Annotated in this window: 26 protein-coding genes, 1 pseudogene and 1 riboswitch; of the genes and pseudogenes, 13 read left to right on the top strand and 14 right to left on the bottom strand. The window is 72.8% G+C overall.

The features are described from left to right. Nucleotides 1–428 precede the first annotated feature (428 nt). The 4 genes from ACO0E0_RS02515 (at nt 429) to ACO0E0_RS02500 (ending at nt 5,010) form a co-directional block, all read left to right on the top strand. On the top strand, nt 429–1,262 hold the full coding sequence (locus tag ACO0E0_RS02515) for a winged helix-turn-helix domain-containing protein (RefSeq protein ID WP_422869821.1): 834 nt from the start codon (nt 429–431) through the stop codon (nt 1,260–1,262). A gap of 399 nt (nt 1,263–1,661) precedes the next feature. Then, complete coding sequence (locus ACO0E0_RS02510) at nt 1,662–2,201, top strand: MarR family winged helix-turn-helix transcriptional regulator (RefSeq protein ID WP_422869820.1); 540 nt, start codon at nt 1,662–1,664, stop codon at nt 2,199–2,201. Continuing rightward, a complete protein-coding gene (locus ACO0E0_RS02505) occupies nt 2,195–3,550 on the top strand; it encodes a cryptochrome/photolyase family protein (RefSeq protein WP_422869940.1) in 1,356 nt (451 codons plus the stop codon). The genes ACO0E0_RS02510 and ACO0E0_RS02505 overlap by 7 nt, the downstream gene beginning before the upstream one ends. After that, nucleotides 3,547–5,010: a serine hydrolase domain-containing protein gene (locus tag ACO0E0_RS02500; RefSeq protein WP_422869819.1), complete on the top strand. Its 1,464-nt coding sequence runs from the start codon at nt 3,547–3,549 to the stop codon at nt 5,008–5,010. The genes ACO0E0_RS02505 and ACO0E0_RS02500 overlap by 4 nt, the downstream gene beginning before the upstream one ends. 84 nt (nt 5,011–5,094) lie before the next feature. On the opposite strand, the gene ACO0E0_RS02495 is transcribed toward ACO0E0_RS02500, so the two are convergent. Continuing rightward, nucleotides 5,095–6,063 carry a carbohydrate kinase family protein gene (locus ACO0E0_RS02495; RefSeq protein WP_422869818.1) on the bottom strand — a complete coding sequence of 323 codons (969 nt, stop codon included), beginning with the start codon at nt 6,061–6,063 and terminating at the stop codon, nt 5,095–5,097. 170 nt (nt 6,064–6,233) lie between these two features. Here ACO0E0_RS02495 and ACO0E0_RS02490 point away from each other — a divergent pair, with 170 nt between their 5' ends. Continuing rightward, complete coding sequence (locus tag ACO0E0_RS02490) at nt 6,234–6,809, top strand: TetR/AcrR family transcriptional regulator (RefSeq protein ID WP_422869817.1); 576 nt, start codon at nt 6,234–6,236, stop codon at nt 6,807–6,809. 118 nt (nt 6,810–6,927) lie between these two features. Here ACO0E0_RS02490 and ACO0E0_RS02485 read toward each other — a convergent pair whose 3' ends face one another. From ACO0E0_RS02485 to ACO0E0_RS02475, 3 genes are all read right to left on the bottom strand, one after another. Next, nucleotides 6,928–7,542, bottom strand: coding sequence for a superoxide dismutase (locus tag ACO0E0_RS02485; protein ID WP_422869816.1), 615 nt, complete (start codon nt 7,540–7,542; stop codon nt 6,928–6,930). A gap of 48 nt (nt 7,543–7,590) precedes the next feature. After that, nucleotides 7,591–8,160: a flavin reductase family protein gene (locus ACO0E0_RS02480; RefSeq protein ID WP_422869815.1), complete on the bottom strand. Its 570-nt coding sequence runs from the start codon at nt 8,158–8,160 to the stop codon at nt 7,591–7,593. A gap of 249 nt (nt 8,161–8,409) precedes the next feature. Further along, complete coding sequence (locus ACO0E0_RS02475; protein WP_422869814.1) at nt 8,410–9,936, bottom strand: MFS transporter; 1,527 nt, start codon at nt 9,934–9,936, stop codon at nt 8,410–8,412. A gap of 140 nt (nt 9,937–10,076) precedes the next feature. On the opposite strand from ACO0E0_RS02475, the gene ACO0E0_RS02470 reads away from it, so the two are divergent. After that, nucleotides 10,077–10,637 (top strand): TetR/AcrR family transcriptional regulator, encoded by a 561-nt coding sequence (locus ACO0E0_RS02470; protein WP_422869813.1) that lies wholly within the window; start codon nt 10,077–10,079, stop codon nt 10,635–10,637. Between the two features lie 121 nt (nt 10,638–10,758). Continuing rightward, the gene (locus tag ACO0E0_RS02465) at nt 10,759–10,932 is read left to right on the top strand and encodes a hypothetical protein (protein WP_422869812.1); all 174 of its coding nucleotides are present in this window, start codon (nt 10,759–10,761) and stop codon (nt 10,930–10,932) included. Nucleotides 10,933–11,876: 944 nt separating this feature from the next. Here the strand turns inward: ACO0E0_RS02465 and ribH are convergent. The 5 genes and pseudogenes from ribH to ACO0E0_RS02440 all read right to left on the bottom strand — a co-directional run bounded on the left by ribH (nt 11,877) and on the right by ACO0E0_RS02440 (nt 17,932). After that, complete coding sequence (gene ribH, locus ACO0E0_RS02460; protein ID WP_422869811.1) at nt 11,877–12,356, bottom strand: 6,7-dimethyl-8-ribityllumazine synthase; 480 nt, start codon at nt 12,354–12,356, stop codon at nt 11,877–11,879. A 20-nt stretch (nt 12,357–12,376) separates the two neighbouring features. Beyond that, nucleotides 12,377–13,018 (bottom strand): annotated as a pseudogene (gene ribB / locus ACO0E0_RS02455) (3,4-dihydroxy-2-butanone-4-phosphate synthase); the annotation flags it as partial. 62 nt (nt 13,019–13,080) lie between these two features. Beyond that, nucleotides 13,081–13,806 (bottom strand): riboflavin synthase, encoded by a 726-nt coding sequence (locus ACO0E0_RS02450; RefSeq protein ID WP_422869810.1) that lies wholly within the window; start codon nt 13,804–13,806, stop codon nt 13,081–13,083. A gap of 89 nt (nt 13,807–13,895) precedes the next feature. Next, a riboswitch (FMN riboswitch) is annotated at nt 13,896–14,029 on the bottom strand. Nucleotides 14,030–14,078: 49 nt separating this feature from the next. Continuing rightward, nucleotides 14,079–16,586 (bottom strand): bifunctional lysylphosphatidylglycerol flippase/synthetase MprF, encoded by a 2,508-nt coding sequence (locus ACO0E0_RS02445; protein WP_422869809.1) that lies wholly within the window; start codon nt 16,584–16,586, stop codon nt 14,079–14,081. Next, complete coding sequence (locus ACO0E0_RS02440) at nt 16,583–17,932, bottom strand: alpha/beta hydrolase (RefSeq protein ID WP_422869808.1); 1,350 nt, start codon at nt 17,930–17,932, stop codon at nt 16,583–16,585. Before ACO0E0_RS02440 ends, ACO0E0_RS02445 begins: the two co-directional genes overlap by 4 nt. Nucleotides 17,933–18,359: 427 nt before the next feature. Between ACO0E0_RS02440 and ACO0E0_RS02435 the strand changes: the two genes are divergently transcribed. Both ACO0E0_RS02435 and ACO0E0_RS02430 read left to right on the top strand, forming a co-directional pair. Continuing rightward, the gene (locus ACO0E0_RS02435) at nt 18,360–18,791 is read left to right on the top strand and encodes a GNAT family N-acetyltransferase (protein ID WP_422869807.1); all 432 of its coding nucleotides are present in this window, start codon (nt 18,360–18,362) and stop codon (nt 18,789–18,791) included. Nucleotides 18,792–18,858: 67 nt separating this feature from the next. Continuing rightward, the gene (locus tag ACO0E0_RS02430) at nt 18,859–19,395 is read left to right on the top strand and encodes an Lrp/AsnC family transcriptional regulator (RefSeq protein ID WP_422869806.1); all 537 of its coding nucleotides are present in this window, start codon (nt 18,859–18,861) and stop codon (nt 19,393–19,395) included. A 50-nt stretch (nt 19,396–19,445) separates the two neighbouring features. On the opposite strand, the gene ACO0E0_RS02425 is transcribed toward ACO0E0_RS02430, so the two are convergent. Together ACO0E0_RS02425 and ACO0E0_RS02420 are read right to left on the bottom strand one after the other, a co-directional pair. After that, nucleotides 19,446–19,970 (bottom strand): hypothetical protein, encoded by a 525-nt coding sequence (locus ACO0E0_RS02425; protein WP_422869805.1) that lies wholly within the window; start codon nt 19,968–19,970, stop codon nt 19,446–19,448. A 12-nt stretch (nt 19,971–19,982) separates the two neighbouring features. Then, nucleotides 19,983–20,366, bottom strand: a complete 384-nt coding sequence (locus ACO0E0_RS02420; RefSeq protein WP_422869804.1) for a DUF5997 family protein — start codon at nt 20,364–20,366, stop codon at nt 19,983–19,985. A 63-nt stretch (nt 20,367–20,429) separates the two neighbouring features. Here ACO0E0_RS02420 and ACO0E0_RS02415 point away from each other — a divergent pair, with 63 nt between their 5' ends. Beyond that, on the top strand, nt 20,430–21,227 hold the full coding sequence (locus tag ACO0E0_RS02415; protein ID WP_422869803.1) for a LysR family transcriptional regulator substrate-binding protein: 798 nt from the start codon (nt 20,430–20,432) through the stop codon (nt 21,225–21,227). A 569-nt stretch (nt 21,228–21,796) separates the two neighbouring features. On the opposite strand, the gene ACO0E0_RS02410 is transcribed toward ACO0E0_RS02415, so the two are convergent. Next, nucleotides 21,797–22,420 carry a DNA-3-methyladenine glycosylase I gene (locus ACO0E0_RS02410; protein WP_422869802.1) on the bottom strand — a complete coding sequence of 208 codons (624 nt, stop codon included), beginning with the start codon at nt 22,418–22,420 and terminating at the stop codon, nt 21,797–21,799. Nucleotides 22,421–22,669: 249 nt separating this feature from the next. Between ACO0E0_RS02410 and aroQ the strand changes: the two genes are divergently transcribed. After that, complete coding sequence (aroQ, locus tag ACO0E0_RS02405) at nt 22,670–23,113, top strand: type II 3-dehydroquinate dehydratase (RefSeq protein WP_422869801.1); 444 nt, start codon at nt 22,670–22,672, stop codon at nt 23,111–23,113. A gap of 73 nt (nt 23,114–23,186) precedes the next feature. Here the strand turns inward: aroQ and ACO0E0_RS02400 are convergent, their stop codons facing one another. Further along, nucleotides 23,187–23,813 (bottom strand): NAD(P)H-dependent oxidoreductase, encoded by a 627-nt coding sequence (locus ACO0E0_RS02400; protein WP_422869800.1) that lies wholly within the window; start codon nt 23,811–23,813, stop codon nt 23,187–23,189. Between the two features lie 159 nt (nt 23,814–23,972). On the opposite strand from ACO0E0_RS02400, the gene ACO0E0_RS02395 reads away from it, so the two are divergent. Next, nucleotides 23,973–24,443: an MSMEG_6728 family protein gene (locus ACO0E0_RS02395; RefSeq protein ID WP_422869799.1), complete on the top strand. Its 471-nt coding sequence runs from the start codon at nt 23,973–23,975 to the stop codon at nt 24,441–24,443. A gap of 9 nt (nt 24,444–24,452) precedes the next feature. Next, nucleotides 24,453–25,253: an alpha/beta hydrolase gene (locus ACO0E0_RS02390; protein WP_422869798.1), complete on the top strand. Its 801-nt coding sequence runs from the start codon at nt 24,453–24,455 to the stop codon at nt 25,251–25,253. 8 nt (nt 25,254–25,261) lie between these two features. Here the strand turns inward: ACO0E0_RS02390 and ACO0E0_RS02385 are convergent, their stop codons facing one another. Beyond that, the gene (locus tag ACO0E0_RS02385) at nt 25,262–25,552 is read right to left on the bottom strand and encodes a hypothetical protein (RefSeq protein WP_422869797.1); all 291 of its coding nucleotides are present in this window, start codon (nt 25,550–25,552) and stop codon (nt 25,262–25,264) included. Between the last annotated feature and the right edge of the window lie 150 nt (nt 25,553–25,702).

Raw genomic sequence — 25,702 nt, 5'->3', positions numbered from 1 at the left:
CGTCCGGCGTCCCGTCCGGGACGCGTGCGGCTCGCGGACTGCACCGCGCGGACGGTTGACATCGCGTTGGTATACCGCCGATACTCGGTGCATGACCGAATCCCTGTCCACCCGCGTCCTCATCGAGGTCCAGGGGACTCCCGGCATGATGATGCCGGCTCGGACGGTCATGTGTTGTCGAATGTGTGCCTGACCGGCACCCGTTCCAGCCCGATCCCGCCACGGCAGCACCCCGCCGAGCGAGCGTGATCCCCGGCGGACGCCGCTGACGAGCACCATCGTCGCGAGCCGTCCCCGTTCCCCTCGGCCGACAGGTCGTGCGCACGAGCCCCGGTCACGCTGACCGCCGGGCATCCGCGCACCCGTCGACCCCGAGGACGACGCATTCGACGCACCGGCGCACTGCGCCACACCGAGAAGGACTCCCCATGTCGATCACCATCGATCGCCCGCGCACCACCTCGACCACCACCGCCGCCCCGACCGCAGCATCCGCCCTGGGAGCAGCAGCCGCTCCGGGGACCGCGACCGCCGCGGTCCGGGCCGGTCTCGGCACCGCGACGGCGCCCGCGAGCACGCGCCGCACCGCCGTGTCGCCCGCACCGTCCACCGACGGCGTCCCGACGAGCCCAGTCGTGGCGCCGGTCCGGAACCGTGCGCTCCCCGAAGGCACCGAGGCGCGGGGCTTCGCGCTCTACGTCGGGCTCGACGAAGCCGCCGCCGCTGCCGCCGGGACATCGCTCGCCGCCGTGGTGGAGCAGCTCAAGGCCCTGACGGCGCAGCTCGTGCCCGCCGCCGAGACGTACGCAGCAGTCGCAGTTGCCGCCGAGGGGTCCGGCGGCCGGGACGTCGACGTCGTCCGGCTCGCCCTCCAGGACCGCTCCGCAGTCGCCGCCCGCAAGCAGTCGATCGCCGCGGAGCCGGAGGAGACCGGTGTCGTCATCGACATCTCGCGGAAGCGGGTAGTCCTCGACGGCGAGCCGGCCCCGCTCACGTACAAGGAGTTCGAGCTGCTGCAGTTCCTCGTCCTCCGCGAGGGCCGGACCGTTGACCGCGCGGCGATCATCGAGGGGCTGTGGTCCGACGGCGAGGACGAGATCCCGAACGAGCGGACCATCGATGTGCACGTGCGACGGCTCCGGTCGAAGCTCGGTGCGTTCGAGGAGATCGTCCGGACGGTGCGCGGAGTCGGCTACCGGTTCGACCGGCACGCGGACGTCGCGGTGCGGTACGCGTCGACGCCGTCGCCCGACCTGTTCTGAGACACGGGCGGCCTCGCATCGGCGTGGGGCGGCCTCGCGTCGGCGCGAGACGGCCGTCCGTGGGGCGAGCTGCAGCCGCACGCCGGCATCGACGCTGCGTGCGGCCGACGCTCCCGCCGTTCATGGGGAGTTCCCAGAAAAATCCCCGATCGGTCACTATCGCTGCGTTACCGTCTCGTTATATTCTTGTGATGCGGACGAGGTTTGCTGTGGCTGACTCCGCGGAATGTGATTGCAGGACACTCTTGGTGCAAGGGAAAGGGCCGGGCCGCGACGCCTCTCGCGACCCGGCCCTTGTCCTGTCCCGGCACAGCGCCCATGCACGCCCGCCCATGCACGCCCCGACGCCCAGGCACGCGCATCGGTAGGGTTGGAGGATGCCCCACACGAGGTCGCACCATGAGTGACAAGGCCACCGCGGTCGCCGCCTGGGAGTCCTTGTTCCGAGCCCAGGTCACGGTGATGCGGAACCTCAACGCCGACTTCCCGACGTCGGACATCTCGTTCAACGAGTACGACGTCTGCTTCAACCTCTCCACCCAGCCCGGCCGCCGCATCCGGATGCGCGATCTGACCGGGCACCTGCTCCTCACGCAACCGAGCATCAGCCGGCTCGTCGAACGTCTGGCCGCCCGTGGGATCGTCGAGAAGCAGCCGGACCCCTCGGACGCCCGGGGGGTCATCGTGGCGCTGACGCCGCACGGGTTCGACCTCTACCGGTCGGTCGCCGTGCAGCACGCGGCGACCATCGCCGAGCAGATGGGCGCCGGTCTCGAGGACGCCGAGCTCGAGACCCTCACGGACCTCTGCACCAAGGTCCGGCTCGCGAGTGCAGCGACCACCACGGGTCGCGTGACCGCCATCGCCGATCCCGCCGGCGCCGGCGACCTCGGGCCGAGCGCCACGGACGGGTCCATGACCGGGGTCGGACGATCGTGACCGGCGCCATCGTCTGGCTCCGGGACGACCTCCGGCTCGCCGACAACCCTGCGCTCCGCGCCGGCATCGACCACGGCGGCCCGCTGACGGTCGTCTGGATCCTCGACGACGAGTCCGATCAGGTCCGTCCCCTCGGCGCCGCCGCCCGGTGGTGGGTCCATCAGTCGCTCTCCGCGCTCGACGCCGAACTGCGCGACCGCGGTTCGCACCTGACGTTCCGCCGGGGAGCTGCGGCGCGGGTGGTCGACGCCCTCGTCGCCGACACCGGTGCCGAGGCGGTCTACTGGAACCGCCGGTACTCGCACGCCGAACGCGACATCGACGCCGGCATCAAGGAGTCGCTGCACGACCGCGGTGTCGAGGCCCACAGCTTCGGGGCGAACCTCCTGTGGGAGCCGTGGACGGTCCGCACCGGGCAGGGCGAGCCGTACAAGGTGTTCACCCCGTTCTGGCGTGCGTGCCAGGCGCTGCCCGAGCCGCGACACCCGATGCCGAAGCCCCGGGACCTGCCGAGCCCGCACCGGGGCACGGCGAGCGACGACCTCGACGACTGGCAGCTGCTCCCGACCCGTCCGGACTGGGCCGGCGGACTCCGCGACACGTGGACGCCGGGCGAGGCCGGTGCCGCCGAGCGCCTCCGCCACTTCATCGCGAACGGTCTCGAGGACTACGACCACCGCGACGAGCCGGCCATGGACGCGGCGAGTGGGCTCAGCCCGCATCTCCGGTGGGGTGAGATCAGCCCGTTCCAGGTGTGGCACCGCATGCACGGCGACCTCGAACCGGAGCAGCGGCGGCAGGCTCCGGCGTTCCTCCGGCAGCTCGCGTGGCGGGAGTTCAACTGGAACGAGCTGTTCCACAACGAGCCGCTCGAGACCACGAACGTCCGCCGCGAGTTCGATGCGTTCCCGTGGCGCGACGCGTCGGAGGACGAACTCGACGCCTGGCGGCACGGGAACACCGGCATCGACCTCGTCGACGCCGGCATGCGGGAACTGTGGCACACGGGCGCCATGCACAACCGCCTGCGGCTCGTCACAGCGAGCTTCCTGGTGAAGAACCTGCTCGTCGACTGGCGGGTCGGGGAGCAGTGGTTCTGGGACACGTTGGTCGACGCCGACGCCGCGAACAACCCGGCGAACTGGCAGTGGGTCGCGGGCTCGGGGTTCGACGCCGCCCCGTACTTCCGCGTGTTCAACCCGGATCTGCAGGCGGACAAGTTCGACAAGCACCGTCAGTACATCCGGCAGTGGATCCCGGACGACGAGCTGCGTCCGGAGCCGATGGTCGACCTCAAGGAATCCCGCCGCCGAGCCCTCGACGCCTACGACGAGATGCGCCGGGCGTGACCGAGCCCGTGTCGCCGGAGCTCCTCGCCCGGGTCGACGCGCTGTTCCGGGACCGTGTGTCCGCGGGCATCGCCCCGAGTTCGGTGTGGGGCGTCTTCGATCACGGCGGCCTCGTCGCCTCGGGCGGGCACGGTGATCGCGGGGACGGCTCCCCGCCGGACGCCGACACGGTCTACCGGATCGCATCGTGCACGAAGAGCGTCACGGCAGCGGCGGTCATGCTCCTCGTCGAACGTGGACAGCTCGACCTCGACGCCCCGATCACCGACTTCGTGCCGGCGTTCCGGGCAGTCCGTCTGCCGACGCCGGACGCGCCGGTCCCGACGGTGCGGATGCTGCTGACGATGTCCGGCGGGTTCCCGACCGACGACCCGTGGGCGGACCGTCAGGAATCCCTCTCCGACGACGCGTTCGACGCCGTCCTCCGCGCCGGGATCCTGTTCGACGCCGTCCCGGGGACCCGGTTCGCGTACTCGAACCTCGGGTACGCGCTCCTCGGACGGGTGGTCGCCGTGGTGTCCGGCCGCCCGTACGTCGACGTCGCCCGCACCGAGGTCCTGGAGGCGGTCGGCCTCCCGGCGACGACGTTCTCCGCCGCGGACTCCCCCGGCTTCGTGGTCCGCGGCGTCCGCCCGCACGACGCCGGCTGGGAGCCGCTGCCGCTGACCGGCCCCGGCGCGTTCTCGAGCATCGGCGGCCTGTTCTCGACGGTCACCGACCTGTCGCGGTGGGCGCGCCACCTGTCCGCGGCGTTCGTCACGCCGGACGCCACACCGACGGGAGGCGCACCCTCCTCCGGAGGACCCGTCACGACGCAGGGGCGTCGACAGATGCAGCAGGCGATGCGGATCATCCCCGGGCCGGGTCCGCGGCCCATGGGGTACGGGTTCGGCCTGTTCGTCGAGGAGGATCCCCGCGTGGGGCCGATCGTGTCGCACAGCGGCGGGTACCCCGGATTCTCGGCGCACATGCGGTGGTCGACGTCGACCGGTCTCGGCGTCGTCGCATTCGAGAACGCGACGGCCGCGCGGGTGGCCCTCGCCGCGACCGAGGCGCATGACCTGCTGCTCGCCGGATCGGCGTCGCCCGAGGTGCCGGAGGCGACGCTCCCGGTGACCCTGGCGGCGCAGGGTGCCGTGACGCGCTTCCTGGCCGAGTGGTGTCGTGACGATGCGCCCGGCGACCCGGCGACCGACGGCGCCGCATCCGCGGTGCTCGCGCCGAACGTGGCGATGGACGTGCCCCTCGACCGTCGTCGTGCAGCCGTGCGCGTCGCCGTCGACGTCGCGGGCGCGGTCGTGACGGACCCGCCGGACACGACCTGGTCCGAGTCGCCGACCCACCTCGGCTGGCGCATCGCCGGGACGCGGGGTGTGCTCCGCGTCGAGATCCGGCTCGCTCCACTCCGGGTCGGACTCGTCCAGACGCTCGTCGTGCGCGCGGAGCCCTCCGCCGATTGACCCCGGTGCGTCGACGATCCGCACACCGACGGGTGCCTCGGGCGGGCGGGTCAGACGGGCGGGCGGGTGCCTCGGGCGGGCGGATCAGACGGGCGGGCGGGCGCCGATGACGGTGAGACCCCGGGCGGCGATGCGCACACCCTCGCGGGCGGCGGCGACGACCCGGACCGGGTCCGTCGCCCAGGCGCAGAGGAACCCGGCCGCGAACGCGTCACCGACCCCGAGCCGGTCGAGCACGCTGACGTCGGCGGCCGCCAGCCGCTCAGGGCGACGTCCCCGACGGCCGACGAGGACGCCGTCCGCACCGAGCGTGAGCACGACGAGCGGGACGTGGTCGACGAGCGCGGCGCAGACCGCCTCCGGGTCGACGAGTCCTGTCAGGGCACGTCCCTCGGCGAGGTCCGGGAGGATCAGATCGGCCTCGGCGATCGCCGCGAGGAACCGTTCCGGTCCCATCGCGCTGACCCGCAGCGCCGACGAGGGATCGATCGAGACACGTGCGCCGTCGGTCTTGGCTCGGTGGACCAGGTCCTGGAGCTGCTCCGGGCCGGCGGAGCCGAACATGGCCGTCCCGGTGAGGTGCACGATGTCGGCGTCCCGGAGGAGCAGGGGGTCGACGTCGATCGGCGCCGTCGTCCCCCCGGCCGCCGCGTCGGAGAGCACGACCCGTCGGCGGAGGGTCTGCACGGACACGACGACCCCGGTCGCGGACCCGGCGTCGTAGGCGATGTGCGGGGTGACCCCGGCGTTGCGGAGCGCCTGCTCGTGCCGGTGGACGTCGTCGACCCCGGTCCGCCCGACGAAGTCGACAGTGACACCGAGCCACCCGAGCCACGCGGCGGTGTTCGCTCCGGAGCCGTCCGGCCGGTGCCGGATCGTCGCGTCGAGCTCCGGCTCGACGTCGATGCGCGGGTCGTCGGCGACGACGATGACGGCGTCGAGGACGTCCCCGACGACCAGGAACCGCTTGCCGGACCCGCGACGTCGGCGGCCGAGGCCCGTCGACCGCCGGGACGCATGCGATCCGGGTCGGGGGTCGGCGTGCTCGGACATCGCCTCCACGGTACTGGGCCGGTCCGCCCCGGACGCCGGTCGTCCTGCCCCCAGAACGCGGCGCTCGAACTCCCAGTCGTATTCTCGTGTCCATGCGGTAACATACGAGTGAGCCGATCGGCTCGAGTGCCGGCTGCGCCCAGCACCCCAGCGACCGCCCGAGGAGCTCCATGCCCCGCAAGTCAGACCCGACGCTCAGACCGGCCATCGTCGAGAAGGTCGTCCAGCACCTGTGGACCACGCCGGTCGAGGACGTCTCGGTCCGTGGGCTGGGCCGCGTGCTCGGCACGAGCGCGTACCCGATCGTCTACCACTTCGGTTCGCGCGAAGCCCTCCTCGACGCCGTCGTCGACGACCTCGCATCGCGGTGCGACGCCGTCACGCTCGAGCCCGACGCCGATGCGGCGGTCCTCGAGTCCTGGGTGCTCGCGGTGTTCGGCGGCCTCGACGACCCGTCCCGCTCCCTGGCCGCCCGCTTGGCGTTCGAACTGGGATCCGTCGAATCGCTCGGCGGCCACGAACGGCACCGCCGACTGCATCGGCGGCAGGTCGACGTCGTCGCAGCCTGGGCGACCGCACACGGCATGTCCCCCGCCGACGCCGCGCGCGCTGCGAACGACGTCGTCCTCGCCGCCAGGGGTGTGCAGTGGGGCGGTCTCCTCGACCACGACGCCGACGCCGCGGCCCGGGCGCTGACACGGATCGCGCACCGTCTCATCGAGGCGGCGGGGTTCGTCGCCCGCTGACCTCGGTCCCCCACGCATGACGGACGCGACCCCGGTCTCCCACGCATGACGGAGGCCGCCCGGTCCCTCACGCACGACGGAGGCCGCCCCGGTTCCCCAGGGCGGCCTCCGGTCGTCGCTAGAGCGTGACGAAGCGCTGCGACTGCGCGTTCGCGAACCGCGCGGCGACGTTGTCCCAGTCGACGATGTTCCACACGGCCTTGACGTAGTCCGCCTTGACGTTCAGGTAGTCGAGGTAGAACGCGTGCTCCCACATGTCGAGCATGAAGATCGGGACGAGCCCGAACGGGATGTTCCCCTGCTGGTCGAACAGCTGGAAGGTACTGAGCTTCTCGCCGACGACGTCCCACGCCAGCACGGCCCAGCCCGACCCCTGGATGCCGTTGGCAACCGCAGCGAACTGCGCCTGGAAGCTCTCGAACGAACCGAAGAACTCGGTGATGGCCGCGGCGAGCTCGCCCTCCGGGACCTTCGTGTCCGGGCCGAGGTTGGTCCAGAAGATCGAGTGGTTCACGTGACCACCGAGGTGGAAGGCGAGGTCCTTCTCGAGCTTGTTGATGGCACCGAAGTTGCCGGACTCGCGCGCCTCACCCAGCTGCTGCAGCGCCGTGTTGGCGCCGGTCACGTAGGCCTGGTGGTGCTTGTCGTGGTGCAGCTGCATGATCTTGCCGCTGATGTGGGGTTCGAGCGCTGCGTAGTCGTACGGCAGTTCCGGGAGGGTGTACTCGGCCATCGGGTGTCCTTTCGATTGGGGGTGGTTCGGTGTCGTCCGCGCGCCGGTCTAGACCAGGCGGGAGCGGTCGGTGAGGGAGTGGAACTCTCGGTTGTGGTAGACGAGCGGCTCGCCGTCGTCGAGTCCCACGACGATGTCGAGGACCTCGGCGACGACGACGGTGGAGCTGCCGATCGGCGTCGTGGAGAGCGGTCGGGCACGGAGCGCGGTCGCGGCGGCCGGGAGGTACCAGTCGCCCGAGGGCAGGCGCTCCCACACGCCCGGCTCGTCGACCGAGGGGCTGCCGGTGGAGGCGAACCGCCGGGCGAGCGCGACACCACCGGTGCGCATCAGGTGGACGACGAACACCGGTGCCCCGAGGATCGCGCCGGCAGAACCGGAGTTCGTCGACAGCGAGAACACCAGGACCGGCGGGTCGACGGCCACCGAGGCGACCGACGACGCGGTCAGCCCGGTCGGTCCGTGCTCGGTGTCCGCGGTGATCACGGCGACGCCGGCGGGGTGTCCGCGGAACGCCGCCTTGTAGGCGTCCGCGAGGTCGCGTGGGTCGCCTTCCTCGGGGACCTGCGCGGCGGGGGTCTCCGCGGCGGGAGCCTGCGGGGCGTCGGCGTTGGTCATCGTTCGGTGCTCGTCCTCGTCGTGTGGGGGTCGGTCCGTTCTGGACCACCTCCCAACGTAGGACCTCCACCTGCATCGCGGTCGACGATTCACAGGTTCCGCGCGCCTTCGGCGTGCATGCATGAACGGTCCAGCGGCCGGACGGGAGGCGCGCGGCCCGCTGGCACCGCGCCTCCAGTCCGGGAGGGGGCCGGCCCCGGCCGTGGCAGCCCGGTCGTGGCCGCGCTCGACATGGCTGCGCTCGACGTGTCAGCGCTCGACGTGCCGGAGCGAGAACCAGGCGCCGACAGCGGCGACGAGCATGAGCGCGGCCGCGACGCCGGACGTCACGGTGACCCCGGAGTCGAACGCCGCGCGGGCCGAGTCGAGCAGGGCCGCTCCCGCGCGCCCCCCGAGGTCGTCCGCAGCCGACACCGCGCCGCCGAGCGTCTGGGACGCCGCCGCGTGCGCGCTCGAGGGCAGGCCGTCGGGCACCACGACGTGGGAACGGTAGGCGACGCTGAGGATGGTGCCGAGCACCGCCGTGCCGAGCACCGCGCCGATCTCGTACGCCGTCTCCGAGATCGCCGACGCTGCGCCCGACTTCGCCGCGGGGACCGTCGAGACGATGAGGTCGTTCGTCACCGTCTCGGACGCGCCGATCCCGATGCCGAGCAGCACGAACGCGATCGCCAGCGCCGCGATCGACGCACCGTGCCCGAGGACCGCGACCACCGTGTAGGCGACGGCGGAGAACAGCAGGGAGACCCCGACGACCCATCGGGGTGCCACGCGGGCGACGACCGGCACGACGGCGAGTCCCGCGACGATGGACAGCACCGCCCCGGGCAGGAGCACGAGCCCGGCGGCGAACGGGTCGAGGCCGGCGACGAGCTGCAGGTGCTGCGAGATGAAGAACAGGAACCCCGTCAGGGAGAACAGCGCCGTCATGTTCATCACCACGCTGCCGGTGAACGGCACGCTCCGGAACAGGCGGACGTCGAGCATCGGCGTCCGGGAGCGCAGCTGGCGACGGACGAACGCGATCCCGCAGACGACGCCCACCGCGACGGCGGCGATCGCCGCACCGCGCTCGTCCGGGTGGACCATCGACTTGATCGCCCACGCGGTCGGGGCCAGGGCGCCGAGCGAGAGGAACATGCTCACCAGGTCGACCGGTCCCGGGTTCGGGTCCCGTGACTCGGGGACGAGCAGCGGCGCGGCGACGAGCAGCAGGACGAGGATCGGGACGGCGAGCAGGAACACGCTCCCCCAGTGGAAGTGCGCAAGCAGGACGCCGCCGACGAGCGGGCCGATCGCACCACCGGCGGAGAACGTGCACGACCAGACGGCGAGGGCGACCCGGCGCTCGGTGCGGTCCTCGAAGACGTTGCGGATGAGCGACAGCGTCGACGGCATGAGCATCGCGCCGAACACCCCCATCGCGACCCGGGCGGCGACGAGCATCCACGAGTCCGTGGCGAATGCCGCAGCGGCCGAGCACGCGGCGAAGCCGGTCGCACCGATGTACAGCAGGCGTCGACGGCCGAACCGGTCGCCGAGCGACCCCATGACGACGAGGAGACCGGCCAGCACGAGCGGGTACGCATCGACCATCCAGAGCAGCGTCGTGGCATCGGGGTCGAGGTCGCGCGAGATCGCCGGGAGGGCGAAGCTCAGGACCGTGTTGTCCACGGCGATGAGCAGCACGGGGAGCATGAGGACGGCGAGCGCGGCGAACCGGCGGGGACGGCTCGAGGTGGCGCGTGCGGGGGCAGGGGCGAACAGGACGGACATGGTGGTGCTCCGGGGAACGGCGGTGGTGCTGCGCAGGCGACGGTGCGATCACGTCGCGGCGAGATGAACAGGATCTACTGTACCGTCTGGACGGTTGTGCGGCAACTCGGCAGCGGCAGCCGACTGGCTACGATTGCGCCATGGCAAGCGCGCGCGACCGGATCCTCGACAGCTTCGTCGGCATCGTCTGCGACGACGGGGAGCGGGTCGCGACGCTCGATGCCGTCGCCGCCCGCGCCGGTGTCTCCAAGGGCGGGCTGCTGTACCACTTCGGCTCCAAGGCGGCCCTCGTGACCGGGCTGTGCGAGCGGCTCACCGACCTCGCCGGGATCGACGTCGAGCAGATGCACGAGGCCGCGGACGGGGCGGCACGGTACTTCGTCCGGAACTGCCAGTTCGTCGGCAGCGAGCTCGACCTGTCACTCCTCGCGGCGGCACGGCTCCAGCAGGCTGGGTACGAGGAGGCCGCGCGGACCATCGAAGCGACCGAGGATGCGTGGCTCCGGACCCTCATCGACCACCTCGGGGACGTCCCGACCGCGCAGGCCGTCAAGCTGATGGGTGACGGCCTCTACCACGCGGCGGCGCTCGGCATCACGGCGGGTGGGCGTCCGTCCTCGGCGGACCGCCCGGAGGGGGTGGTGATGGACGAGCTGCTCGTCGTCGTCGACCGGCTCGTCGACTCCCGCCCCGGCGCGTGAGCTCCGGTCGCTGTGCGTGAGCTCTGGTGCCCGTGCGTGAGCCTGGTGCCCGTGCGTGACGCGACCCGCGGTCGGCTCGGGATAGACTGAGGCAACACCAGTTCGTCACCGGAGGTACCACGTGGGTCGCGTCATCGCAGCAGTCTTCTCGATCGTCCTGCTCGTCGTCTCGATCTACCTCTTCGGCCTCGCGTTCCAGGCCGCTGCCGGCACGCAGGCCTGGGTGTTCTTCGGCGGCATCATCCTGATGTGCCTGTCGTTCGCGCTCCCCATCCACGTCTTCTCGAAGCGCTAGCCGCTCTCCGAGGCAGGCCCCGTACCGACCGGTGCGGGGCCTTCGTCGTCGGTGTGCGCGGGCGGGCGGATGGCCTCGGCGGCGAGCCTCGTCGCGCACACGGGATGGACGGGAGGGCCGAGTCCCGGCCGCCGCACGCCTCCAGTCCGCCCCGTCGCCGCGCATTCCCCGCCCCCGCCCTGTCCCCGCCCATGCGGCAATTCAGGAACCTGCAGCCGTTCCGTGCCGACCGACCCGCGCAGCCGGCCGCCTTCCTGAGGTCCTGACCACCGGACGGAGGGAAGGGACGAGTCCTGTCCGCCCCGCGCCTCCAGTCCGCCCCGGCCTCGCGCAACTCACGCCCCCGCCCCCGCCCCCGCCCCCGCCCCGCCGAGGCGGCAACTCAGGAACGTGTTGCTTTCCCGGGCCAACGGACCCACGCAGCCGACCCAGCCTCCTGCGTTGCCGACCACGGGACAGACGGGAGGACCGAGTCGCGTCAGCTCCGCGCCTCCAGTCCGTCCTCTCCCCGCCCAGCGCCCACCGAGTCGGCAACGCAGGAACCTGCGGCTGTTCCGGGCCGACCGACCCACGCACCCGCGCACCCATCCTGAGTTCCCGACCACATGCGGGACGGGAGGGACGAGTCCCGGCCGCCGCACGCCTCCAGTCCCCCCTGTCCCCGCCAAACCCCCGCCCATGCGGCAACTCAGGAACCTGCGGCTGTTCCGGGCCGACCGGTCCGCGCAACGGCCCATCCTCCTGAATTGCCGACCACGGGGTCGGCCGGACCGCCGGACCGGCGGACCGGACAGCGGACCGGCAGCCTGGCCGACCGAGCCGAGGGACGGGGACCACGCACCCGGGACAGGGGCCCCGCCCACGCCCCGTCTCCCCCCTCCGCTGACGCCCCGTCTCGCCCAGCCTCTCCCCGCTGACCCCCGGTCACCTCCCGCCCAAGACGGTCAGGCCGGCTGCCGCAACCCGGCGAGGGTCACGGCGGTCGAGACGGCCGCGTGCACCGCCTCGGCGCCCTTGTCCTCCGACGACCCGGGGAGCCCGGCGCGGTCGATGCCCTGCTGCTCGTCGTCGAGGGTCAGCACCCCGAACCCGACGGGCTTGCCGGTGTCGAGCGCGACCCGGGTGAGACCGCTGGTCGCGGCGTCCGAGACGTACTCGAAATGCGGGGTCCCACCGCGGATGATCACCCCGAGTGCGACGGCGGCGTCGTACCCGGCCTCGAGGGCGGCCTTCGCGACGACCGGCAACTCGAAGCTCCCGGGCACCGGGATGACGACCGCCGACGCCCCGAGTCGCTCGATCTCCCGCTGGGCACCTGCCAGCAGTCCGCCGGCGATGACGTCGTGCCACCGACCGGCGACGATCGCCACCCGGATGCCCGTCCCGTCGACGAGGTCGCGATCCGCCGCGCCTGCTCCGCTCATGAGTGTGCTCCTCCTGCGACGCCCGGCGCCGCCTCGTTCGTGTCGCGTGCATCGAGCCAGTCGGCCAACGCTGCGATCGTGATGACGGGCACGGACTCCCGAGCCCCGAGTTCGACGAGCCGGGGCAGTCGCATCATGCCGCCGTCCTCGTCGACGATCTCGCAGATGGCCGCCGCCGGGACGAGCCCGGCCGCCGTCACGAGGTCGATCGCCGCCTCGGTGTGCCCTGCACGCTCGCGGACTCCTCCGGGCCGCGCGCGAAGCGGGACGACGTGGCCCGGCCGGTGCAGGTCGTCGCGGACGGACGCCGGGTCGGCGAGGACCCGGAGCGTGCGGGCACGGTCGTGCGCACTGATGCCGGTGGTCACACCGACGGCAGCATCGACGGTGACCGTGTAGGCGGTCCCCCGGACGTCCTCGTTGTGGGCGACCATCGGAGGCAGGTCGAGTCGGTCGGCGATGTCGGCACTCACCGGGGCGCAGATGAAGCCGGAGGAATGCGCGACGGTCCACGCGATCCACTCCGGCGAGGCGAGCGCAGCGGCGAGGACGACGTCGCCCTCGTTCTCACGCGACTCGTCGTCCGCGACGATGACCGGACGTCCGGCAGCGATCGCGGCGAGGGCGTCCTCGATGGAGGACAGGCCGGGCGTGGCGGGCATCGGCACCGCGGAGACCGGGACCGGGGTGACCGGCCGCGCGACGGGAGTGGTGTCGGCGACCATCACCGCGCCTCCGGCCCGACGGACGCACCGGCACCGGCACCGACACCGGCACCAGCACCGACACCGGCACGAGCACCGGCACCAGCACCAGCGGCCTCGCCGAGCGCGGCGGCGGCCTCCAACCGGAGCATCCGCCGGACCTGGCGCGCCAGGACGTCCGTCTCGACGTTGACGTCGTCCCCGGGGACGAGCCGCCCGAGCGTCGTCGCGGCGAGGGTCTCGGGGATGAGCGAGACCTCGAACCACGCCGATGCCGGGTCGACTGACTCGTCGGACACCGCGCTCACGGTGAGGCTGACACCGGAGAGTGCGATCGAGCCCTTGTCGACGACGAGCGGGCTGAGGTCGGGACGCAGCGAGAACCGGATCCGCCGCCAGCCGTCGCCGTCCTCGGTGGCGAGCACCCGCGCGGTGCCGTCGACGTGCCCCTGGACGATGTGGCCGCCGAGGCGGTCGCCGACGAGTGCCGCTCGTTCCAGGTTCACGCCGTCGCCCTCGCGCAGCGTGCCGTGGATGCTCATGTCGAGCGTCTGACGCATCACGAAGGCGGTGAAGGACTCCGCGTCGGACTCGACCACGGTGAGGCAGACACCGCTCACCGCGATGGAGTCGCCGTGCCGGACGCCACTGACGGCGAGCGGACCGCGGACCGTCATGGCGATCGAGTCGCCGCGGTCGTCGATGCGGTCGATGCGACCGAGTTCCTCGATGATGCCGGTGAACACTGGAGTCCTGTCTGATCGGACTCCGGGGCGCGGAGTCCTCGTCGGACTCCACGGGTCGGCCGTGTCGGCGGTCCACGAACCGGACCGCCGAGCGCTTCCTCCCATCCGGACTCTCACCGTCGGTCACGGGGTTTCACCGTGTCAACCGAGTCCGTGCCGAGGCATGGACGCAGTTCGTGGACTGTCACCACCGGTTCGGAATTGCACCGACCCCGGAGCGCTGTGCGTGCCTCGAGACTACTCCACGCCCGTCGGCGACCCCGTGGCCCGCGTCACCCGGCGTCCCGGACGATCGAGACCGCCTGCCGCAGGGACAGGCCCGGCAGGTAGGTCCGCACGATCGCGACCCCGATCGCCGGCAGCGCCACCGGGTCGGGGAACGCCATCACGAGGGGGTGGAGGTCCGGCCCGAACTTCGCCTTGAACCGGAGGAGCGACCGGAACCCGTAGACCGGCTCGAGGGCACCGCCGACGAGGTCGAGGACGGTCTCGACGCCACCGCGGTCCTCGGGCGAGCGGTCCACCGACGACGCGAGCGGTGCCGCCGACAGGCTCAACCGTTCGGCACCGTCCGCGCCCATCCGCTCGGCCGCACTCGCGACGAGGAACTCCATCACGCCGTTCGGGGCGTCCCCGCGCCGTCGCATCACGTCGAGTGTCCAGCCGACGACCACGCCGTCCCGGAACGACGGCAGCCAGCTCGTCACGGCGAGCACCGTGCCGTCGGCGGCGACCGCGGCGAGGGTCCGGACCGCCGGGTCGCGCATCTCGTCGACACCGCCGAGCGTGAACCCCATCTCCGGCAGCTCGCGGCCGGAGACCCATTCCTCGGAGATCGCTTCGACCTGACGCGCGACCGACGCGGGGAGCCCTGCCCAGTCGGACCAGAGGGCGGTGATGTCCTCGCGGCGGGCCTTGTTCACCGCGGTGCGGACGTCCTGTTTGCGTTTGCCCGCGGTGGTCCACGTCCGCGGGTCGAGGTCGGCGTCCTCGGCCACCGGCAGCGTCGACCATCCGAGGTCCTGGAGTGCCGCGGCCTGTTCCGCGTCGATGCCGTAGAAGACCGGGGTCCAGCCGTTGTCGTCGCAGTGACGGGCGAACCCCTCGAGCGCGGCGATCCGCGCGTCCTCGTGGCCGAAGGGACCGCCGACCGTGACCGCGACCCCGCCGGTCCTGCGGAACGCGACGGCGGCACGCGCGGTCGCGGGAGGCCCGGCGAACCAGTACTCGTTGCCGGTCCAGGTCGTCATCCACCCGAAGGTGTCCCCGCCGCCGGCGAGCAGGAGCGCCCGAGCGTCCGCCCGGGCGTGCCGGGTCCCCGCGAGGTCGGCGTTCGCGGATGCCGCGCCGGTCGGCCGGATCGCGGCGAGCGCCACGACGAGCCAGAGCAGCGGTCCGGTGAGCCCGATCACCGTGCGGAGCACCGGGACGTGCTCGCGCACGTGGGCGGGCAACGTGACCGGAGCGATCGGCCCGAGGACGGTGAGGGCGAGTCGGAGCGGGTCGCCGACCGTACGACCGGACGCCGCCGCGACCGCGACGACGACGGCGGCGAGCACGACCGCCGTGACGACCACCACGACGCCGAACACGAGGACGCGACGATGGGTGGTCCGGACCGGGAAGTCCGCACGCCGGACGACGAGCGCCACGGCCGTGGTCAGCGGCACCAGCACCGACGCCGCGATCGACAGCGAGACGGCGAGGTGGTCCGAGGCGATCCGGCCGTCGATGTCCGCCCGCGCCCCCCCGACGTGCGGGACGACCCCGTAGAACAGCGCGGCCGAGACACCGGTGACGAGGTCGACGCCGGCGACGAGCCACAGCGCGAACCGGCTCCCCCGCCCGAGCCCGAGCGCCCCGACCGCGAGCACGACCAACGGCATCACCGCGAGCACGAGCGCGAACACGCCGTGCGGGTGGACCGAGGCGAGCCCGTGGACGCAGGTGTCGGTGACCGTCGTCACCGCGCAGTGCGGTGCGGCGGCGACCGGGCCCGTCCCCACGACGGCGGCGAGCGGGGCGAGGAGTCCGATGCGGCTGCCGGAGACCAGGGCGATCACCGGGCCGACGGCGGACACCACGACGACGGTCGACAACAGCACCCGGACCTCTCGCGAGGAGCTGCGGGTCCAGCCGCGTCGGAGCGGCGCGTGCCGGAGGATCGCCCCGAGCGGCAGGCCGACGAGCACCGCGAGCATCGCGTACAGGTCGGAGGCGTGTCCCGCGTAGAGCAGGAGGGCCGCGGCGACCGCGAGCGCCGTGACCCGGATGCGGCGACGCCACAGGGCACCCGCGAACGCGCTGGCGGTGACGACGGTGCCCGCGATCGCGGTCCAGGGGTCGAAGCTGCTCACGTGGAGCAGGAACGTCGACCAGCGCTGCCCGGTCGCGACCCGGTCCGTGTCGAGCAACTGGAGCACGGCGCCGAGCCCCGTGCCGACGATCGCGGTGACGGCGAACGCCACGAAGGTCCGGCGCCATCCGAGGAGCCGCTCGGAACCCCCGATGATCACGAGGACCGCCGCGAGCGTCACGATGAACCCGAGGACGCTGCTCGTCACCGCGACGACGCCGAACGGCCGGAACCACCCGGCCGCAGCCAGCGGGGCGGTCGGGCGCCCGGCCTCCAGTCCGGAGGCGCGGAGCGCGACACCGGCGACGCTGGCGATCACCAGCAGCACGGCGACCACTGCGGTGAAGGGCCGGCTGCGGACCATGGCCCAGACCCTGCCGAGGGCCGCGGACGGGAACCGGCGTCGCTCGTCCACGTCGGTCATCGGAGCCCCAGGTGGTCGAGCACGATCGGCATGCCGTTCACGATGGCGTACCGGACCGTGTTCCAGTCGTGCGCCGACCCCGGGGACACGATCAACCGCGTGTCCATGCCGGCCGCGATCGCCCCCGCGCGGAGGGCGGTCGTCGACGCACGGTACGGGGCGTCCTGGGACCCGTACGCGAACACGGTGAGGTGGTCGATGTACGGTGCGTGCTCGTGCATGATCGTCAGCGGTGCGGCCTCCCGGTAGGCGGCGGCCGACCCGTGGAACGCGACCGCGATGCTGTGGGACGCGTTCCCGGTCACCGGCGCGAGCTCGCTCGAGATCGCGAGGGCGGCGCCGAACACGCCGGGGTGCTCGGTGGAGAACTGCATCGCGCAGGTCGCGCCCTGGGAGAAGCCGACGATCCCCCAGGCACCGGACCCGTTCGCGACACGGAGGTGGCTGCGAATCCAGTTCGTGGTGTCCGTCATGATGTAGGTGGCCGAACGTCCGAGGCGGCGGGAGTCGACGCACATCGGGTTCCGGTTCGGGGCTCCGAGCTGGTCCGGCGCGACGACGATCGGTGCGAGGCCGTGGTGGGCGGCGGCGTACTGGTTCATCACGTCGCCCAGTCTCCCAGTCGCGAACATGTCGCTCGGCTGCCCCGGCTGACCGGAGAGGCTGATCACCACCGGGAGCACCGGCGGCGTCGCCGTGAGGGCGGCCGGCGGGAGGTACACGACGGCCCGACGGGCGTGGAAGTGCGAGACCGTCGCGGGGATGCGGACGCTGATGATCCGCCCGTGCTTCGGCATCCCCGCCGGCGCGGTCCAGGTGGACGTCGTCGCGACGGGGAGCACCGCCGAGCCGATGCCCTGCTCGTGCCCGAGGGAGCCGGCCGGGTACGGGTCCGTCGTGATCGCCTGCTCGATCGTCCGGTAGGCCCCGAAGTCGACGTTGATGCCGAGCCCGGTCGCGAGGGCGACGGCGGCGGTCGCCAGGACCGCGACGACCCGGCGTCCGTTGCGGCCCTGCACGAGGGCGACGACGAGCAGCCCTGCGACGCCGAAGAGCATCGCGATCCACATCCGGGTCACGGGGGTGAACGAGACGCCGAACGCGTCCTGGACGTCGCCGATCCACCACGTCAGGACGACGCCGACCACGGCGCCGACCACGATGCCGCCGATCCGCCAGAGCAAGCGACGGAGCTGGCCGCCCCGGCGGTTCCGGTCCGGGCGGTTCCGGTCCGGGCGGTTCCGGTCCGGCAGGAGCGTCACGATCACGAGGAGTGCCGCGATCACGTCGACCGGGACGAGGACCGCGGGGTGCACGATCGGGATGCGGAGGAGATCGTGGAGCATGCTGCGGCCTTTCGAACGGGACGGGCACCATCGTGGTCGCTGACCGCTGCGAACGAGGCCCCACCGCGCTTCCACTTCTCACAGACGGGACTTCGTCCGCTCCCAGGGAGCGATCGGCCAGCGTCCAGCGTGCGCGCTTCCGGCGGGCGGACCGGTCGTCGGCGTGGCGGCGCCGCCAGCCGGCCGACGGTCCGGGTTCCGGTCGGACTGGAGGCCCGGCCCGGCTCCGGCACGCCCGTCCGGTGGGTCAGGACGCGGCGGGTGCAGCATCCGCGGGTCGGTCTGCCCGCCCACGTAGAGTAATGGGCCGGAGGTCTGGACGCACGTCCGGACCGCGGCCGGTCACCCCGAGTCGCACCCCCGAGCCCCCAGTCCCCCAGGCCTCCGGACCCCCAGGCCCCCGGGCCCACCCCAGGAAGGATCCTCCGTGGCGACGATCTCCAGCGCCCCGACCCGTGACCTCGACGCGGTGACGCTCCACGCGATCCTCCGGCTGCGACAGGACGTGTTCGTGGTGGAGCAGGGCTGCGCCTACCCCGACATCGACGGCCGTGACGTCGAGCCGACGACCGTGCAGTTCTGGGCCGGCTCCGACGGCGTCGACGCGACGCTCCGGGTCCTCCGGGAGCCGGACGACACCGAGCGGATCGGGCGGGTCGCCACGGCGGCGTCAGCTCGTGGTGCGGGCCTCGCGGGCGAGCTCATGCGCGCGGCGATCGCGTCGTGCCGGAGTGGCTCGATCGCCCTCGATGCCCAGGCGCACCTCGAGGACTGGTACGGGCGGTTCGGGTTCGTGCGGAGCGGCGAGGGGTTCCTCGAGGACGGGATCCCACACCTGCCGATGACGCTCACCCGCTGACAGCCATCGCGGATCGTGCGAGGATGACCCCGTCGCTCCGCACATCCTGCAGCATCCGGGAGTCTCCATGCTCGACCGTTCACCGACATCGCCGCAGACCGACACCGGCCCCGTCCGCATCGACGAGCTCGACGAACGGATCCTCTGGGTCCTCGCGTCCGACGCCCGCATCCCGAACAACCGACTCGCGGCCATGGTCGGCGTCGCGCCCTCGACCTGTCTCATGCGGGTGCGCGCCCTCGAGGAGGCCGGCGTGATCCGGGGCTACGCGGCGTCGATCGATGCGTCCCGGCTGGGGTTCTCGATCGAGGCCATGGTGTCGGTGCGCGTCCACGCCGCGGCCCGCCGGGAGCTCCGCGAGTTCGCCAAGCGGCTGCTGCGCGTTCCGGTGGTGCTCGACGTGTCGTTCCTCGCCGGCGACAAGGACTTCCTCGTGCACATCGCCTGCACGTCGACCGAGCAGTTGCGGGACTTCGTCGCCGACGAACTCAGCGGGGACCCCTCGGTGGCGACCACGCAGACGAACATCGTCTTCGAGCGGCTCGTGGCGGACCGGACGGACCAGGCACGCTCGTACGGCGAGCTGCGTCGCTGGCGCGCGTAGGGCCTCCAGTCCGGCTCCCGATCGGCGTCCCCGCGCTCCCCCGGTGCCGTCTACATCGCCAGCGTCATGCCGATGACGGCGACGGTCATCGCGAACACCTCGGCGCTCCGCACCGCCTTGCGGTCCTCGCGGTTCCACTCCTCCCGCAGGAGCCACCCGCTGAACGCGCAGTACCCGATCACCCCGCCCCCGAGCACGGCCCCGAGCGCGACGCCGTGCGACATCGTGTCGGTGCCGGCCGTGGCGATGGTCGACGCGCGGGCGGCGGCGCCCATCAGCAGCATCCCGGCCATCACGACAGAGGACAGCGCCCGGTGCACGTCCATCGGCTCGGCACGGCGCCCGTCGGCCCGTCGGCGTCGCATCACCGGCAGGGGCGCGAGGAACAGCAGCACCGTCGCCGCGAGGACCGTCCACCCCGGCCGGGCGTCGAACGCCGGCAGGAGCATCGCGACGAGCATCACCGCAGCCGGCACGACGACCGTGGGGCGCGGACGGTACCGGTCCCCGACGATGCAGCACACCGAGGCGAACTGCGGCACGACGAGCATCGCGTCGGTCACGGTGTCGTGCATGGTCCGGAGTTGTCAGTCGGCGCTCGCGGCCTTGGCGGCGCGCTGCTCCTTGACGCGGACGTTCTCCGCACGGACCTGCGCCTGGGTCGCACGTTCGGTGACGAGCCACTCCGGCATGGTATCGAGGAGCGCCTTGATGTCCTCGGTGGTCATCGTGTCGTCGACCCCGGCGCGCGCCAGACCCGAGATCGACACCCCGAGCTTGGCAGCGACCACGGGGCGCGGGTGCGGGCCGGTGCGTCGGAGTTCGGCGAGCCACTCCGGCGGGTCCGCCTGGATCTCGTCGAACGCCGTGCGGGTGATCGGTTCGTCCCGGAATGACTGCGGCGCTGCAGACAACAGGATGCCGAGCTTCTTCGCGGCCGTCTCGGGCTTCATGATCTGTTCCTGCGCCATGTCCCCAAGGGTACGGGACGGTCGGGCAGCTGCGGTCCGGGAGGCGCCGGGTACGGTTGTCCCATGTCCGCCAGCCTCACCGTCGCCGTCGTGCCGGGAGTCTCCCCCGCCAAGTGGGTCAGGATCTGGCGCGAGCGGCTCCCGTCCGACGACCTGCTGCTCCGTGCGTTCGGTGCCGCCGAGGTCGCCGATGCGCTCGAGGACGGCGTCGACATGTGCTTCGCCCGGATGCCCGTGCCGGACGGACTCTCCGCGATCCCGCTCTGGACCGAGACGCCGGTCGTCGCGATGCCGAAGGACTCCCCGCTCGCCGAGCACGAGACACTCACGGGTGCCGACCTCGCCGACGGCGTGACGGTGCTCGGGAACGGGCCCGTCCCGGATGACGTCGCCGCGACGCTCGACCTCGTCGAGGCGGGGGCCGGGGTGGCGGTCCTCCCGCAGTCGCTGTTCCGGGCGGCGTCCCGGGGCGACCTCGTCGGGCGGCCGCTGGTCGACGCTCCCGGCACCCGGATCGCCCTCGTGTGGCGCCCGGAGTCCTCGGACGACGCCCTGGTCCAGGAGTTCATCGGCATCGTCCGCGGGCGATCGGCGAACAGCTCCCGTGGGCGGGCCGATGCGGACGGGACGACGGCTGGGGCCGCGGGTTCGGGTGGGGCCGCGGGTTCGGGTGGAGCCGCGGGTTCGGGTGGGGCTGCGGCTGCGGCTGCGGCGTCGGCGCCGAGGAAGCCCACCCCGAAACAGAAGCCGATCCCCGGGGGCCCGAACTCACGCGGTGCGCAGCTCGCGAACGCGAAGTACAAGAGCGGCACGCGGCGCACCGGCGGCAGCGGCCCGAAGGGCAAGAAGCGGCGCGGTTGACGTCGGTGTGGCGCGTGGGCCGGGCGCGGCCGGGGTCGCCGGGCGCGGTCGGTGGCGCGCGCCGTCGGGTTCGCGCGCCGTCGGCATAGCGCGCCGTCGGCAATTCAGGAACGAAGCGTGTCCCGGGTGGGCTGAGCCCCTGGATTCGCCTCGGATCCTGCGGAACCGCCGTCCATGTGGCCGGCAGCACGATCGGGAGGCACGGCGCACCCTCCGTGAGCAGCCCTCGCCCGCAGCGCCCCGACACCGCTCCCCGCGACGACCCGGCCCCGTCGACAACTCAGGACACTGCCTCCGGAACACCACCGGCGGACCCGCACCCGGCGGAGCACTCCTGAATTGCCGACGCACCGCTTCGCACCGCGCCCGAGACCGCCAGCCCCAGCCCCGCACCCGCCGCACCCCGCGACGACCCGGCCCCGTCGACAACGCAGGACACCGCCTCCGGAACACCACCAGCGGACCCGCACCCGGCAGAGAACTCCTGCATTGCCAACGATGCTCTCCCGAGACACCCGACGCCGAGACACCCGACGCCCAAGACCCCACGCCCGGACCCCGGACCCCCGTCAGCGCACCCACACCCCGGAACTCCCCCGCCGATGGCTGCCCGTCAGGTGTGTGTCGACGATCCCGAGCGCTTCCATCAGCGCGTACATCGTCGTCGGACCGACGAAGGAGAACCCGCGCTTCCGGAGGGCCTTCGAGAGCGCGAGCGACTCCTCCGACCTCGTCGGCACCTCGGCGGACGAGGTCGGCTCGGGTGTCGCAGCCGGCCGGAACGACCACACGAACTCCGCGAGACCGCCGTCCTCTCGCAGGGCGATCGTCGCGTTCGCGTTCGTGATCGTCGCGAGGACCTTGGCCCGGTTCCGGACGATCCCGACGTCGGCCAGCAGCCGGGCGACGTCGGTCTCCCCGAACCCGGCGACGACGTCGGGGTCGAAGTCCGCGAACGCCTGCCGGAACGCCGGACGCTTGGCGAGGATGGTCCGCCACGAGAGACCGGACTGGAACGCCTCGAGGCTGAGCCGCTCGAACACCCCGCGTTCGTCCCGCACGGGCATCCCCCACTCGGTGTCGTAGTAGTCGCGGAGCATCGAGTCGCTCGACGCCCACACCGGTCGCGCGAGGCCGTCCTCCCCGACCACGAGGTCGGCGGCGGGCACTGACGCGGGCTGACTCGGGTCCATGCCCCGATCCTGGCGGATCCCTCCGACACCGACCGTCGCCTGCGGTCCGATGCCGGGGACGCGCGCAGCCGGACTGGAGGCCCACCCAGGCCGGCCGGACAGCCGGCGTCGGTCGCGCCTCCAGTCCGGGACTCGCGAGGACGCACGAACGTGGGGTGCAGGGCATCCCGCACCCCGCGTCCTTGCATTCTCGGCGAGGAGGAGCGACGGAGAAAGGCAGCGGCGGCGGCCTCCGATAGGCTCCGAGCCATGAGCGACAGCAGGCGGATCCTCGTGCTGAACGGGCCGAACCTCGACATCCTGGGGCGGCGCGACCCGGCCCAGTACGGCACCGTGACGCTCGGCGACCTCGAGGAGATCGTCCGTGCGGCAGCCGCCGACGCCCGGTTCGAGGTCGACTTCCGGCAGAGCAACCGCGAGGGGGAACTCGTGGAGTGGCTCCACGAGGCCCTCGACGACGTCGGCGGAGTGGTCATCAACCCGGCCGCGTACGCGCACACCTCGGTGGCGCTCCACGACGCGGTCGAGGCGCTCGACGTCCCGGTCGTCGAGGTGCACCTCTCGAACACCTGGAGACGCGAACCGTTCCGGCACGTCGACCACGTCGCGACGGCGGCGACCGCGGTCATCACCGGGGCAGGGGCGGACGGCTACCGACTCGCCGTCCTGCACCTGGTGACGCTCCTCGGCTGACGCGGCCCGAGTCCCCGGCGCCACGGGCCTCGAGGTCGATGCGCCGCGGGGTGGGACGTCGGCCTCGCACGCGTCACGAGGACCCGGCCGTCCGCTGCACAGCGTCCACGCTGAGGGCTGCCGCCGCCATCCCGCCCCGGATGATCGGCAGTGAACGCCGGACGGCCTGGTCGATCCGCAGCTCGAGGTCGACACTCGACACGTCGTACCCGCCCTCGCGCCGTGCGAAGTCGCGCTCGTTCCCGAACACCCCGACCGGCAGTGTCGTCGACTGGAAGAACCCGAACAGCGGCCGCATCTGGTGTTCGACGAGGAGGGCGTGCCGGTCGCTGCCGCCGGTCGCCGTCAGCAGCACGGGCGTGTCCACGAGTGCGTACTGCCCGACCCAGTCGAAGAACAGCTTGAACGCACCCGAGTACGCGGCGCGGAACGCCGGACTCCCGACGACGAGCACGTCGGCCTGCTCGACGGCCTCGAGCGCCTCGGTCGTGGCGGAGCCCATCTGCTCGCGCACCGGGGACCCGCCGAGGTCGGGCAGCAGCGGACCGATCTCGACGATGCGGGTGGCGGCGTCGTCGAACTCCGCGGCGAGCCGCGCGACCGTCGCGGCGACGAGCGTCGAGGTCCGTGACGGGTCCGACGGGCTGCCGCTGACCCCGACGATGCGGACGCCGGTGCTGGCCGTGTGGCGGTCCGTCATGCGTCCGATGCTCACACGTCGTGCCGGCGGTCGGTCAGGATGTGACGAGATGTGTCGCACGGCGCGCCCGGACGGACCGTCCGTGACCCGGGTAGCGTCGGCCGTCCGGCGTACGTCGGGCACACAGCGGCGGAACCGGACAGGAGGCACGGCACCCACATGCAGACCTTCCTGCCCTTCGCGGACTTCCGCGAGTCCGTGGCCGCACTCGACGACCGGCGTCTCGGCAAGCAGCGGGTCGAGACGCTCCAGGTGATGCGGGCGCTGACCGTTCCGGGGTACGGCTGGCAGCACCACCCGGTGACGACGATGTGGCGCGGGTTCCGGCCGGCGCTGATGGCGTACCAGGACGCCACGTGCGACGAATGGTCGGCCCGGGGGTTCGCCGACACGTGCCGCGAGAAGACCCTCGCCGACCTCGGGCTCGAACCCGCCGACCTCGCCGCGTACCGCTCGGGGACGTTCCCGGTCCCGTCGTGGGTCGACGACGAGGCCGTCCACCGATCGCACCGGTCGAAGCTCGTCCAGAAGTCGCCCGAGCACTACCGGCAGCTGTTCCCCGACGTGCCGGACGACCTCGACTACGTCTGGCCCGGGACGGTTCCGCCGCGCGACCCGGTCGATCGGTAGCGAGACGCCATGGCCGCTGCCCCTGCACCGTCCGCTCCCCGGCGCGGCACCTTCGGCCGTCGACTCCGCAGGACGGTCGTCGCCGCCGTCACCGTGCTCGTGCTCCTCGTGGTCGTGTTCCTGGTCTACGCGCACACCGTGCTGCCCGGCGACCGCACCGCGGCACTCCGGGTCTGGCGCGACGACCGGGTCGCGGTGCGGGACGTCGGCGACGCCGTGGTGATGACCCCGACGGGCGACGGCGGCGGCACGGCCGCGAACGGCGTCGGGATCGTGTTCGTGCCGGGCGCGAAGGTCGACCCCTTCGCGTACATGGCGACGTTCCGCGGGGTCGTCGCGCACGGCACCACGGTCGTCATCACGAAGCCGACCCTGAACCTGGCGTTCTTCGACCTCCGTCCGCTGTCGACCTTCGAGGCGGCGGCGCCGTCGATCCGGACGTGGGCTGTCGGTGGGCATTCGCTCGGCGGGGTGCGGGCCTGCCAGCTCGCAGCGGGGTCCGGTCCGGGCACGGCGCCGGCCGGGCTCCTGTTGCTCGGGAGTTACTGCGCGAACGACCTGTCCCACACGCGTCTCGACGTGCTGAGCCTCGCCGGTTCACGCGACGGACTCTCGACCCCCGCCAAGGTCGCCGCCGCCCGGAACCGGCTCCCGGCGTCCGCGGACATGGTCGAGATCCCGGGGGCGAACCACGCGCGCTTCGGGGCGTACGGGGTGCAACCCGGGGACGGCACGGCGACGGCGAGCCGGGCGAGCGTCGACCGGACGATCACCCGACAGGTCGACGCCTGGGTCGCGACGCTGCGGTAGGGGCATGGCTACGCCACCGGCACCCACCGACCGCCGTCGCGACGGGTGACGTGGTGCGACGGTACCGCGGCCACCGGCCCCATCCCACGCACGACGTGGTCCGCCACCGACGTCGCCACCCCGTCGTGCTCCGCCTCGTACCGGACGACGAGACGCGGTTCACCGCGGACGAGCTGCACGTCCTGGGCCTCGACGACGGCGCGTTCGGCGGCCAGGGCAGCCGCTGCCGGCAGGACGGCCTCGGGACGGACGGCCGGGGCGAGCGCACCGACGACGAGCGTCACACGGTAGGAGGGCACCCGTCAACGGTAGCCGGAAGCCCGGGCCCGCCGCAGGTCAGGGGATTCCGCAGGACGTCAGGGAGGGCGTCCGGCGGACCCACGGCGGGCTCCGGGTTCCACGGGACGCAGTGCAGGGGGTGCGTCCCGGCCGGACGGTCGTCGTCCGGC

Source organism: Curtobacterium phyllosphaerae (assembly GCF_049341865.1).
Lineage (GTDB): Bacteria > Actinomycetota > Actinomycetes > Actinomycetales > Microbacteriaceae > Curtobacterium > Curtobacterium phyllosphaerae.
This window is presented reverse-complemented; position numbering and strand designations above follow the sequence as displayed.